Origin of the sequence: Pelatocladus sp. BLCC-F211 (assembly GCF_041928655.1) — a bacterium.
Classification (GTDB): Bacteria; Cyanobacteriota; Cyanobacteriia; order Cyanobacteriales; family Nostocaceae; genus Pelatocladus.
In genome coordinates, this window is sequence record NZ_JBHFLM010000117.1 from 1 (window position 1) to 11,912 (window position 11,912).

At 42.0% G+C, this 11,912-nt stretch carries 12 protein-coding genes and 2 pseudogenes; 11 read left to right on the forward strand and 3 right to left on the reverse strand.

From position 1 onward, the window contains the following. Nucleotides 1-335: 335 nt before the first annotated feature. Nucleotides 336-590, reverse strand: a complete 255-nt coding sequence (locus ACE1AT_RS14320; RefSeq protein WP_374869378.1) for a hypothetical protein — start codon at nucleotides 588-590, stop codon at nucleotides 336-338. Between the two features lie 3 nt (nucleotides 591-593). Next, nucleotides 594-1,547, reverse strand: a complete 954-nt coding sequence (locus tag ACE1AT_RS14325; RefSeq protein ID WP_374869380.1) for a ParM/StbA family protein — start codon at nucleotides 1,545-1,547, stop codon at nucleotides 594-596. Nucleotides 1,548-3,255: 1,708 nt separating this feature from the next. Between ACE1AT_RS14325 and ACE1AT_RS14330 the strand changes: the two genes are divergently transcribed. The 11 genes and pseudogenes from ACE1AT_RS14330 to ACE1AT_RS14380 all read left to right on the forward strand — a co-directional run bounded on the left by ACE1AT_RS14330 (nucleotide 3,256) and on the right by ACE1AT_RS14380 (nucleotide 11,649). Further along, a complete protein-coding gene (locus ACE1AT_RS14330) occupies nucleotides 3,256-3,654 on the forward strand; it encodes a hypothetical protein (RefSeq protein WP_374869382.1) in 399 nt (132 codons plus the stop codon). Between the two features lie 85 nt (nucleotides 3,655-3,739). Then, complete coding sequence (locus ACE1AT_RS14335; protein ID WP_374869384.1) at nucleotides 3,740-4,288, forward strand: hypothetical protein; 549 nt, start codon at nucleotides 3,740-3,742, stop codon at nucleotides 4,286-4,288. A gap of 118 nt (nucleotides 4,289-4,406) precedes the next feature. Further along, complete coding sequence (locus tag ACE1AT_RS14340) at nucleotides 4,407-5,480, forward strand: hypothetical protein (protein WP_374869386.1); 1,074 nt, start codon at nucleotides 4,407-4,409, stop codon at nucleotides 5,478-5,480. A gap of 32 nt (nucleotides 5,481-5,512) precedes the next feature. Further along, nucleotides 5,513-5,962, forward strand: coding sequence for a DUF1257 domain-containing protein (locus ACE1AT_RS14345; protein WP_374869388.1), 450 nt, complete (start codon nucleotides 5,513-5,515; stop codon nucleotides 5,960-5,962). A 2-nt stretch (nucleotides 5,963-5,964) separates the two neighbouring features. Continuing rightward, nucleotides 5,965-6,174: a DUF2997 domain-containing protein gene (locus ACE1AT_RS14350; RefSeq protein ID WP_374869390.1), complete on the forward strand. Its 210-nt coding sequence runs from the start codon at nucleotides 5,965-5,967 to the stop codon at nucleotides 6,172-6,174. Nucleotides 6,175-6,213: 39 nt separating this feature from the next. Further along, the gene (locus ACE1AT_RS14355) at nucleotides 6,214-6,471 is read left to right on the forward strand and encodes a hypothetical protein (protein ID WP_102180127.1); all 258 of its coding nucleotides are present in this window, start codon (nucleotides 6,214-6,216) and stop codon (nucleotides 6,469-6,471) included. Continuing rightward, a pseudogene (locus ACE1AT_RS14360) lies at nucleotides 6,468-7,547 on the forward strand (AAA family ATPase); the annotation flags it as partial. The gene ACE1AT_RS14355 and the pseudogene ACE1AT_RS14360, both read left to right, overlap by 4 nt. Nucleotides 7,548-8,158: 611 nt before the next feature. Then, on the forward strand, nucleotides 8,159-9,850 hold the full coding sequence (ltrA, locus tag ACE1AT_RS14365; RefSeq protein WP_374869392.1) for a group II intron reverse transcriptase/maturase: 1,692 nt from the start codon (nucleotides 8,159-8,161) through the stop codon (nucleotides 9,848-9,850). 84 nt (nucleotides 9,851-9,934) lie between these two features. Next, nucleotides 9,935-10,474, forward strand: a pseudogene (locus ACE1AT_RS14370) (AAA family ATPase); the annotation flags it as partial. Between the two features lie 64 nt (nucleotides 10,475-10,538). Continuing rightward, nucleotides 10,539-11,084 carry a WGR domain-containing protein gene (locus ACE1AT_RS14375; RefSeq protein WP_374869398.1) on the forward strand — a complete coding sequence of 182 codons (546 nt, stop codon included), beginning with the start codon at nucleotides 10,539-10,541 and terminating at the stop codon, nucleotides 11,082-11,084. A 298-nt stretch (nucleotides 11,085-11,382) separates the two neighbouring features. Further along, complete coding sequence (locus tag ACE1AT_RS14380; RefSeq protein WP_374869394.1) at nucleotides 11,383-11,649, forward strand: hypothetical protein; 267 nt, start codon at nucleotides 11,383-11,385, stop codon at nucleotides 11,647-11,649. A 62-nt stretch (nucleotides 11,650-11,711) separates the two neighbouring features. Here ACE1AT_RS14380 and ACE1AT_RS14385 read toward each other — a convergent pair. Next, the coding region (locus tag ACE1AT_RS14385; protein WP_374869396.1) for a hypothetical protein at nucleotides 11,712-11,912 on the reverse strand (201 nt) is incomplete at its 5' end.

Here is an 11,912-nt window from a genome sequence, read left to right on the forward strand (position 1 = left end):
GGGATCTCCAAAAAATAAAATATCCAGCCCTATCAAATATATTTTGGCTCAACCCAAGAATTGGTGAGCGTTCCGCCCTTCAGGCGGAACGCGAGGGCTGGATATTTTATTAATTGGAAAGGCCTAAGCGCTAAATGCGTCACTATCTGACTCAAAAGCTAACATTTCTGAAGTTATTAATTACTTATCTTGACCCAAAACGTTTTGGGTCAAGATAAAAACCAAGCATTTATATATATTTAGTAGTTACAAGCTTGAGATCAGTAATTAGCTAAAATCCCTGTGCTGGGGTGAATTGACTTCACCCATTTCTACAGGTTTATTCCAAAGATAGTTCACGCAAACATATCAAGGTCAACGTCTATTGTAGTTTCCTCTTGTGATGTTGATGTCTGTTCTATTATTGGTACACCTGCTTTCGGAGTCAACTGACTATGTGGTAGTAAACCTCTTTTGTAATCCCAATAAAAATTAATTATATGGTAGAGCGCATCAATAAATTTTTCGCCTCTGTGTGCTGCTACTGCCCGAACGATTTCAGCTTCTCTGGTTCTAATCCGCGCTTTTTCCCACTTTGGTTCGTTACTCATTACCTACACTCCTTTTTTCGCCGCTTGCTGCATCGCCAGCTTGAACATCCCTCGCACAGAAGCCATCTCTGGGCGCTCGCTCACCACTTCTAATCCCTTAGATGTCAGCACTTTTGCAAAACCTGGTAAGCTTACACCACCTCCAATACAAATTACCCTGTAACCAGACTTTGTTAGTCTCACTGCTTCGTAACTGTGTTCTTTGAGATTTTCATTCCACCACTGCACTAGGCATTGCTGATATATTTCTTTGATATTGCACCCCTCTACATAAAAAGAACCTAGTTCTATTTGTTCACGGATTTTTCGCACATCCCCTGTGTAACCGTAATTCTTACCTTTCATCGCTGAAGTGATCATTAGGTACAGTTGATTTACTCCGATGTTAGAAACTAATGTCTCTTGCGGACGCTTGCCAATATAAGGAGTCAGTAGAGTTGTTCCTGCTCCAAAATCCAGGGTCGCTATTCTTTCTTCGCTGTAGTCTACAATTGCACCAAATCCTTCTGGCACTACTAAAAGTACTTCTGTTGATAATTCCACATCTTTACCTGCCAGACACAAATTTAGGCAAACCTCTAACTTCCCCTTGATTTCTTCCTTATGAGACTGCCAAGCATGAGAGGACACTACTATATAATTTTTCATCACACTCGGAAGTTGGGGAAAGTGCGCCAAAGCACCTAAATACAGTTTCTGAATTTCTTTGATCTTGGCGCTTTTATCCATGACTGTCGCTCGTCCAGTTGGAGATTTTGCTGCACCATACCCTACACAGAATACTTCTGTATTGCTAAGAGTCCTATCTTTAATCACGACATTGCCTAAGCTATCTGATGGACTGCATTGAGTATCGATGTAACTCTCTATGCGGTCTTCGTAATCAAGAGTGGCTACTTTTATACTGGAGTTGGCTAAATCTAAAGCTATCTTAAAATTTTGTTTCGGACGCGCCATATTTTCCATATCCTGAATGGTGGGAGTTGAATAAGAGGCTCTTAGCAGGGGGAGAAGAAGCAGGGGGCGGGGAGTGGGGGGAAATGACCCCTAGAAGGTGTTGTGGATCAGAGGGGAACACGGGTCTGAGTCTCCCACTTCACAAGCGTGATGTCACGGTAGAGTGGGTCGAATCCCCTTGCACTATCCCCTTGCCCCCTGCTCCCTGCACCCCGCCCCCTTGCTTCTTCTCCCCCTGCCTCAAATCAGTGTACACCATTAGCATGTCATATGTATGCCATCTGTATGCCATTAAAATTTTTGAAAAATCAATCAGACTATTAATTGGGTTGCAAATCTCTAGCAGCTTACCCCTAATGTTTGAGAACTTAATAAAGCTTAAAAACCTTGCCAGAGATGGCTTTCAGGAATTGCTCTTTATTGTTGTTCATCAATAAACAAATGAGGTTCTCGAATTATTTTTTCCGATGCAAATGTGTAATAACTTGATCAATTTCGTTTGCTCCCACTTTTTTGATGTCAAATGCGACTGTCATGTGTGGTACATATGGCATACATATAATAAATCTGTTGAAAATTATTGGGCAATATATTTAGCTTTTTTCTAATATCAAGCTAAGATACTTATTTAGCTTATCTATACTATATTTTTATACTCTCTTTTTTTCATCTTAATAAGAATTTTAGGAAGACAGCTTCAGATTAATTAAACAATATCTCAAATTAAATATATGATTATTTGGCACTAAATTGAATTTTAATCAATAGAATTATTACTCTTTTATTAGACATCAACTCCTAATCATTCAAAATCTAAAACCTAAATTAATACGTCTTATTCCTAAGTATATCAGGCTTTTTTGCTTATATATAACCGAAATTATCAGACTGCTTTTATATCTCATACCATTATTTACTTTATCAAACAATATTAAAAATATCGATTAATTAGCACTTGGGTAAATTATAGTACTTTAACTGATTAATTTTATTTACCGTATTTGTTATTCAATTGACAATATTTTATTTTAGATTTTGTGTTTATATATTCAATGTCAATTTATTTTTTTATCAAAATTACTTCTACATATAGTTATTATCAGGCGAGTTACTATTAATAATTAGATTTTTAGAGTATTTATACTTAATTGATGCTCTTTATAACTTTCATTGCTGCCACTACCTCTAGGCCTTTCCAAGTAATAAAATGCCCAGCCGTATTAAATATATTTTGGCATCCGCCCAAAGATTTAGGCGCTTTCGCCTAAACGGCGAAAGCGACGGCTGGGCATTTTATTATTTGGAGTACTCCTAGTGTTTTGACGTTCTTTGTAGTATAAATAGTAGTTTTATTGAAACACGTAGTGATACGCAGAGTATAAAAATAAGTTGGTCGGTTGGTCGGACTTATATTTATTCGACTCATTCAAGCTGGAGAGCGTGGAGTTCTTGCTGCGCCCTACCGGGCTAAGACACGCCTGACCAACGCCCTTCAAGGCAAGGATGCTAAGGCACAAGGGAGCGAATAAATTAGCCCCTAAGTCGAGGCGCGCCTGAAGAGCGAAAGCGCGCTCAAAGGTGGGTTGAGCCAAAATATTTTTAATACGGCGCTTGCTAATTTATTTTTTGGAGATCCCTAAGAAAAAACAACAGATAAATGCGCTTACGCGCAACTTGTGATGACAAAACTTACATAGGAGTTTTTAGAATGCAATACCAAGATATTCTCACAGTCACAATCTTTGCAATCACCATTACATTCGGCACATTAATGCTATTAGATTTCGTTGCGCTAACACATAAGCTTATTAAGCAAGCGATCGCTTCTCACTCCCAACCCGACTTCTCGCACAATACCAGCACTAATCTCACTAATCAAAAACAAACGCTCACTTTCACTATACCCGATCCCTGGACGCTGCCGATTGAGTGTGAGTTTGACGAAGTTAAAAAGCAGTCGCAGGCAACAGCGTGTCTATTTCCTACATTGTTGTTACCACCCGCCAAAGTCCAAAGCAAGCGCTCAAGCTCCAAATCCAAAAAGACTACTACAGTAACAGCAGCGCCAGAACCCAAGCGTCGTGGTAGACCACGCAAGGTGGCATAGAACGGGGAAAAGCCTGAACAAAACGTGCTTTCTTCTTGATTTGTTCAGGCGTGGTAATGATAACTAACAACTATAACTGATGCTTATGACTACTGATACAGAACTACTACAAGCACTTGCACGACAGGAAGAGTTGCTCAAGAGTCTGTTGGCTGCACTCTCTAAGCCAAAATTGGGACTCCACAACGATACAGGAATTTGCAAAATTTACTGCAATCGACAACACAATAATTGCCTTTGGTATACCTTGACCAATGGTGAGCCAGTACCTGTTAATGCTACTGCCCTCACCGGATATTTGAAGGAATTGAAATTTGAACAGACTTCGCGACGTGGCAAGCCCTGCCATAAGCTGAGTACTACTATTGCAGCAGATCGGCTTTACTTACTCGAATCCGGGCATGATACCCACTTCAGCAAAGCCTTATTGAGTGCCATCGCATCTCTCACCCATGAGCAATTGATCCAACCAATCACAATCTCGCCAGCACCTGGAGATGATGAATCAGTCCTGTTCTGCCGTGTATGGATAGGCTCCTACTATATCAAAGCACCCTATACAGAAGATACAGACTGGAAACAGACGGCAAAAACAGCGATCGCGGCTGTAAAAGCAATACAAACAAGCTCTTGAGCAGGCAGCGGCAAGCAACCAGAAGAGGCAAACTACTAGGGGGAAAGACCCCCTTTTTCTGAGCGCCAATATGCTTACGCATCAATAATTTTGAACAAGCGCGAAAAGCGAGAAACATATGGTACAAGTAGTTGCTTCTTCCTCAACAGAAACATTCTTGAAAGACGCTGTAGTAGAGCGTTATAACCTTCAGAAATTGAATAAGACTCGTATCCGTTTCAAGATTCAACTCAAGAAAACTACCAAAAGCAACGCTCCAAAGTGGGCGGATGTCCTCAAAGCTTCTCAAGACGAACAAGAATCGGATTTGGTGAAGATAAAAACTTCGGAGGTTGGTTTAAAGGGAATCAAAGTCTTCAAAGCCCTGGACGAAGCCGCATCTGAGTTGAGGCAAGAAATCGCCTCACTACAAGAGTGGATGAGTAACGACAATGGGGATTGGATTTGTCCAATTGATTTAGCACCTTTGGTGTGGAATCAACTATTAGAAATTAGAGATTCGATTGCTCCTGCCTTGCGTAGTCAACTTCAAAAAGAGTATGAAAAAGGCTATGCAGATTATAACTCTCGAATCGACAAATTTCTATCTTTAAATGCTTGGCAATTAGAGATAGAACAACAACAACAAGTCAAGCAGAATTTGCTCAAAGCATTCCCACTTTTAGAGGAATTAGAAGATTATTTACAGGTAATGATTGGACGACCCACTATCATTCCTGCAATCAGTGAGCAGTTATCAGACCAACAAGCCGAATGCTTGGAGCAAATAACTCGATTTATCCACGAGTATGACCAAAACCTGGAGCAACGATTAAGGGAAGCAGCGATCTCAGGAGGTGAACAACTAGCAGCCCAGTTGCTCGAAGAATTAAGCGAGTGGGAACCGGGACGTAAGCCAGTCCAGTTCAAGAAAAAGATGTCTAAGCACCTACAGAAAATACGGGTGTTGTTGGCGAATGCTTCACCGGAGGCAGGCAGTAGTCTCCAAGAAATGATGAATCATTTGGATTCCATCGTTAATGATCCAGCAATTGCATCCAAGAATTTGGGGACACAGCAGCGATCGCAACTTCAGCAAAAGATAGATGCAATAGCCTCTAAGCTGCTGGACTCTCAACGCAACTTGCAACAGTTAGCAAGCGGTGACATGGGTTTATCAAAAGCTACCGTGATGTCCTTCAAGTTCCGTTAAACACAAAGTATTTGCCACTCCGGAGATAACAAATGTCACATTTCTCAACAATCAAAACTAAGCTAACCAACCGAGAAGGTTTGGTACAAGCACTGCAAGATTTGAAGCTGCAACCCAAAGTTTACAAGGAGCCATACCCATTAACAGGTTATTATGGCTCTTCGCAAGCACAAAGCGCTGAAATTATCATCCCTGGTCATACGATCAAAGCCCGTGCAGACATCGGTTTTCGATGGAATTCCAAGTCTGGAGTATACGACATAATCCACGATGCTTATGAAACAAATCCCCGACTAGGACAAAACTTCTTTACTCACAATTTGGTGCAGGCTTACGGACGAAGAATGGTTCTGTCTAAAGCTGCCCAACTTACCGAACAGTTTGGCGAATGCACTATCACTGAGACAAGTAATGGTCAACTACAGACCCTACGTCTGACTTTTGCTGCACATCAACAAGTCAAACAGTACGCACGGAGATAAGTATGGAACGTTCAATACTGATACATTTTGACAAAACTACGGGTGAAGTGAAGATAGAGGCAGAAGGATTTGATGGGCTTTCTTGCCTGGAAGCGACTCAACCATTTGAAGAAGCCTTGGGGATTGTACAGGGCGATCGCATCTACAAAGCCGAAGCGCAAACGCAACAAAAAAGGACTACTTCATCTCATCAAACACACCTACGGCAGTAAACCTACGAAGGGGGGCAAGGATGTCCCCCGTATAGAAAAATGAGTGAATTATCTCAACAACACCCGTTTGTTCACGTTTATCCCCAACAAAAAGCACGGCAATCCACGATCATCAAAGGCAATACTGAAGGACTGTGTGCGCTTATTAATGCTCTAATCTCTGCAATCGCACACCCAGACCGTAACGGAGTGGCAGAACTATTTTGCGGTGATGCCGAACCGTATGAGGTAATTATCAACCTTGTAAAAACTCACGACGAACTTTCTCCACTACCCTACCAAAATTTGCAATCATGAAATTGTCAAGTCTAATAACAACTATCGATTCTCAAATTCCCATCGTTGCCCTTGACGTTTTATCGCCAGAAGAAACAACTATTGTCCAATGGCTGACTACTGAAGCACTGTCCAAGCTCAAAAGTCCAGTCTATTTCTGGAATCTTGGAGTTAATGGACTAGAACAATGTTTGATTGCCTCGGACGGGGGACTAGTATTCAAACCTGTACCTGAGTACAAAAGACCTGCTCACATTGATCCGCTAATTTATGTCTTCGAGTACATCAGCAGTTTCGATAGTAATGGGGTATTCATTCTGGGAGATGTCCACCCCTTCATTGGTAAAAACTCCCCACCACTAAGTTGGGAAATTCTGACTCTTGTGAAAAACCTTTATCACAGGTTGAAGCCAACAGACAAACGCATTGTACTTTTGGGTCAAAACATTCGGTTGCACGAGTCCTTGGTGCGGCTTATCCCTTACTGCGAGGTTCCACTACCTAGTATTGGACAGATTCAACAGCATTTGGATTCATATTTACTCTACTTGCAAGAGTCAGCCTCCGAGCAAGAAGTAGTTTTCCGTGTTTTGCTTACTTGTGAAGAAAAAGAAAACCTTGCCCGTGCAGCGCTAGGGCTGACCTTGGAAGAAATCAGCGATTTTCTCAGATTAACGGTCAAAGAGAATCTGACGGCACAAGGCATAGTAATTGATCCCACACTCACACCCCTTGTTGTTGAGTACAAAACTCGGCTGTTGGCTCAGATGGGTATTGAGTTGGGCAAGCCAGCGACAATCCCATTTGGTGGACTAGACCTATTGCGTGAGTGGTTGCAACGTCGCCGGCGACTGTTCACCCAACAAGCGCGTTCCCTCAATCTGCCACAGCCTAAAGGTGTGCTGTTGGCGGGACCGCCCGGAGTAGGTAAGACACTGCTGGCGAAGAACATTGCCAATATACTCAACTTACCACTACTGCAACTTGATATTGCCTCAATGTTGGGCAGTTTGGTTGGTGAATCTGAAGGCAATGTTCGCCGTGCCTTGAAAACTGCTGAAGCCATCGCACCGTGCGTATTGTGGATAGACGAGATTGGTGCGACACGATAGCGCACGAAGGGATAGAAGCCAGATGGCTTCTAAGGTGAGTGGGAAAACAATTCCCCAGCCAAGTGTCCAAGGCTGTCCCTGCCCCCAAGGGCGTAACTGGTAACGGTTAGGTCTTTTGCAAGGGGGAAATGTCTAAGGAAGCATCTAGCCAAAAGATGTGACCGGGCTAAGGGAAGGTTGGACGGGTGAACGAAAGTGAATCCTTGATGAGGCTTCGTCACGATCCAAATGCTGAAAACGGCTGAAACGGCATTATTGGGCAAAAGGTTGTACGTCCTACCTCCGTACAAATAAGGACACCAAATGCCCCGGAGTATAAAGGACACCCACCCCAACCGCATCTCACCCGTGTGAAACGTGTTAACCCCATTCAGGTCTGTGGTTTGTTAATAACCATAGTAAGCCAACCGTAAGGAAAGCAGAACTCCTGAATGGGAAGAGGATGCCTCAACAAGCGAAAGCCGCCAAGCCGAAAGGCAACGGGAAACCTATAACCGGGCGGATAGGTTAAATAACCGACCTGAAAAGGTGCTGACGTGAGGCAGGTGAGTTACCTGGAATTCGATGTAAAGAAACTGAACTGAGGTGCAGGTTAGATGTATTTTAATAATACAAACTCAACCAAAGAACAAACTGATTGGAACAACGTCAATTGGCGTAAAGCCAACAGAATTGTCAAGAATCTAAGACAACGTATTTTCCGGGCTACTGCAATGGGCGACTGGAAAAAAGTTCGCTCACTCCAGAAATTGATGCTGCGTAGTTACTCAAACTGCCTTCTAGCAGTAAGAAAGGTTACTCAGCAAAACCAAGGCAAGAAAACGCCAGGAATAGACAAGGTGTTAGTTAAAACACCAACAGCCAGAGGGAAGTTAGTAGATAAAATCACTAATAATACCCCTTGGAAAGTCTTGCCTGCACGTCGGATATATATCCCCAAAGCCAATGGGAAAAAACGCCCTTTAGGAATACCAGTAATTCAAGACCGATGCCTACAAGCAATAGTTAAAAACGCTCTGGAACCAGAGTGGGAAGCTCAGTTTGAAGGTAGTAGTTATGGTTTCCGTCCCGGAAGAAGCGCCCATGATGCCATCCAACGTATCTACGTGTTATCTAAAGGTAATAGTTCCAGAAAATGGATAGTAGATGCTGATATTCAAGGATGCTTTGACAACATAAATCAGGAATTTTTACTTCAACAAATAAGCAGATTTCCTGCTAAAGAACAAATCAAACAATGGTTGAAAGCCGGATTCATTGAAATATCAAAACGGGAACATACATGGAATCCAACTGAAACTGGAACACCACAAGGCGGGATTATCAGCCCACTATTGGCTAATATTGCCTTGCATGGAATGGAAAAATTTCTCAATATCAAATATACCAAAGATGGTAGGATATCTGAGAGAAGTAAGAGGGCAATGGTACGATACGCGGACGATTTTGTAGTATTTTGCAAAACTCAAGAAGATGCTGAACAGGTAATCAAAGATTTACAAGAATGGATGCAAGTTAGGGGGCTTTCCCTCTCTAGTGAGAAAACTAAAATTGTGCATACTTCTAAAGGCTTTGACTTCTTGGGTTTTAACATAAAGCAATATCCAAGAACGACTACAAAATCTGGATGGAAACCGCTTATTAAACCCAGTAAAAAGTCTGTACAGAGGTTGAAAAGTAAAGTGCGAGAAATTTGGTTCGCCTGCAAAGGTAAGCCAGTAGAAGTAATCTTAGAAAAACTTAATCCCATAATCATGGGATGGGCAAATTACTTCCGCACTCAAGTGTCTAAAAAAACCTTTCACGACCTTGACTATTGGATGTATATTCGGGAACAGAGATGGGTGAAATACTCCCATCCTCGTAAACCTGATAGATGGCGCGAAGCTAAATATTGGGGAAGATTAAACCTTGATAGATACGACAACTGGGTGTTTGGAGACAAACAAACAGGTAGGTATCTATTGAAGTTTAGCTGGTTCCCGATTCAAAGGCACACCCTGGTCGAACTCTACGCATCTCCTGATGACCCTAATTTAAGGGAATACTGGCGCAAAAGGAACAAGACGAAAGTCAATGACCAATCACCAGGCAGACAGAAGATTGCTAGAAGGCAGGGATACATCTGCCCAGTTTGTGGAGAATCCCTATTTAATGGGGAAGAACTACATCTGCATCATAAAACACCAAAAAGACTTGGCGGCAAAGACTCTTACGAAAACCTTCAATTTGTACACCTTTTCTGCCATCAACAAATCCATTCTCAATCTGGAAAAGCAGATAGTTAGTAACTTGCTTGAGCCGGATGTGTTGAAAGGCACAAGTCCGGTTCTGAGGGGGGAAAGGGATGGAAATATCCCTGACCTACCCGACAGAAAGCTTTGTCAGGTAGCGGCGATACAAGTGGTGTTTCCCAGCGCATTCTGGGCAATATCCTCACCTTTATGTCTGAGTGTACGGCTGGAGTGTTCGTTGTCGCCACTTGCAACGATCCCCAGGCACTGCCAACTGAGTTGAAACGCAAGGGAAGGTTTGACGAAAATTTCTTCGTTGATCTACCAACTGCACCAGAGAGAGTCGAAATCCTCAAGATTCATCTGGAGAGATTCGGTATCCAGGTACAACAAGAGTATCTAGAGGCTATTGCCGAAAACACTTCTAAGTTCTCCGGGGCTGAACTTGAAACCCTTGCCGCAGAAGCGGCACTACTGGCATTTGATCAAGATAGACCGCAGCAGGTTACTTTAGGGGATTTGGAGGCTTGTCGAGAGTCTATCACACCGTTGGCTGTCCAAGATGCAGTGGCTGTAGAGCGAATGAGGAATTGGGCGAAGATAGCGCGACCGGCTTCTAGTACAGTTGCACAAACAACCAAATCACTGAAGACTGCGCGATTTCGCAACATGAATTAACAACTTTGGCATTGCCTTCGGCTAGGAGACAATGCCTATTATCTTTGAATTTAAACTCAAAAACATGGAAACATATCTCGTTTTTGTTGATGCTGTTCGTAACAGCAACAAATTTTGGAGTGCGAAAGTTTCTAGCAATAATTTAATTGTTGAATGGGGGCGAGTAGGCTATAAATCCCAAACTAAAACGCATTTTTTAGAGAGCTATCAAAAAGCTGTTCTTAAATTCAACAAACTTGTAGCTGAAAAGAAAATGAAAGGCTATCAAGCAAGTCAGCCTCAAATAGATTCTACTCGTAGTGTTTCAGAAATTACCAGAGCAATTAATCTACTCAATATTCTGCGTCCTTATGTCGCTAATCGAAACTTTGATGATAGGTATCTACAAACCCTCAATGAATATCTAAAAATCATTCCCACGCCCTTGGGGATGCAAATAGATCCGTCCAGAGTTTACCAAAGTGCGGCGGATGTTGACCATCAGCGAGAACTGCTTAATTCATTATTACCATCTCATAATGTAGCTGTTGTGCAAACATTAGAAGTAAAAACAGAAAATAGAACAGTTAGTTTGAAGTCTATCAGCAAAAATCTTTGGCGGCATTTTTAATAATTATCACCAAGCTGATTACTGGCTTGGTGTTTTTTTTATCGCTTCGCGGAAATTATTGCGAGAAAATTAAAGAAGTAGAAAACTATCGCAAAGCTAATTGTTAGCTCTTGGCAGAGAGCTACAGACATCCCAAGCATAGGTAACAACAGATAAATTCTCAACAAACAAAAACAGCACAGATATGCGACAAAGGAAGCTAGCTAGTTTCCGCCTCATCTTTGAGGCGGAAATTTTATATAAATCATTGAGGCGCTTACGCGCAATTAGGAAGTGATATTGACATGGACGATTGACTATGTTAGCAGACAAATTTGCACAAGAAGAACTTCAGCTTCTCAGACAATATATTGATGAATTATTGAAAGCAATGGACAACAGAGAGTATGTTTATTGCGAAGGCGATGAAGGTTATAAAGATTGCTGTAACTGTGCAGAAGATGCAGCAGTCAAGCTAAAGAAACAGCTTGAGGGAATAATTATTGATTGCGGTTTGTATGGAGAGATTTTGAACAATTTCGTAGAAAGCTGCGGATTGAAACTAACAAGCTCGCCAATTAAATAATATTTGAAGTGAGAAATATGGAATGAAGACTACCACAGTTTCTATTAGTTATTCCCGCAAATTTAACCTCGGCAATTATGAATCCATTGAGCTAGGTTGTTCACTTTGGGCGCAAGTGGATGCAATACGGTTCGGTTAAGCCCAAAATCAGGTAAAGTGAGGGTTATTCCCTGAATGCACTGATGTTGAATGCAACTCAAAGAATTCTCACTGATCTCACCTGTGGTCGAATCAGGTATGGTACTCAAAGCCTTAGAAACTGC

What these genes read in the sequence shown, in the direction of transcription:
- ACE1AT_RS14375 (WP_374869398.1), top strand. Translation starts at nt 10,539, where the DNA reads ATGGAAACATATCTCGTTTTTGTTGATGCTGTTCGTAACAGCAACAAA.
- ACE1AT_RS14330 (WP_374869382.1), top strand. Translation starts at nt 3,256, where the DNA reads ATGCAATACCAAGATATTCTCACAGTCACAATCTTTGCAATCACCATT.
- ACE1AT_RS14340 (WP_374869386.1), top strand. Translation starts at nt 4,407, where the DNA reads ATGGTACAAGTAGTTGCTTCTTCCTCAACAGAAACATTCTTGAAAGAC.
- ACE1AT_RS14380 (WP_374869394.1), top strand. Translation starts at nt 11,383, where the DNA reads ATGTTAGCAGACAAATTTGCACAAGAAGAACTTCAGCTTCTCAGACAA.
- ltrA (WP_374869392.1), top strand. Translation starts at nt 8,159, where the DNA reads ATGTATTTTAATAATACAAACTCAACCAAAGAACAAACTGATTGGAAC.
- ACE1AT_RS14345 (WP_374869388.1), top strand. Translation starts at nt 5,513, where the DNA reads ATGTCACATTTCTCAACAATCAAAACTAAGCTAACCAACCGAGAAGGT.
- ACE1AT_RS14355 (WP_102180127.1), top strand. Translation starts at nt 6,214, where the DNA reads ATGAGTGAATTATCTCAACAACACCCGTTTGTTCACGTTTATCCCCAA.
- ACE1AT_RS14350 (WP_374869390.1), top strand. Translation starts at nt 5,965, where the DNA reads ATGGAACGTTCAATACTGATACATTTTGACAAAACTACGGGTGAAGTG.
- ACE1AT_RS14335 (WP_374869384.1), top strand. Translation starts at nt 3,740, where the DNA reads ATGACTACTGATACAGAACTACTACAAGCACTTGCACGACAGGAAGAG.
- ACE1AT_RS14325 (WP_374869380.1), bottom strand. Translation starts at nt 1,547, where the DNA reads ATGGCGCGTCCGAAACAAAATTTTAAGATAGCTTTAGATTTAGCCAAC.
- ACE1AT_RS14320 (WP_374869378.1), bottom strand. Translation starts at nt 590, where the DNA reads ATGAGTAACGAACCAAAGTGGGAAAAAGCGCGGATTAGAACCAGAGAA.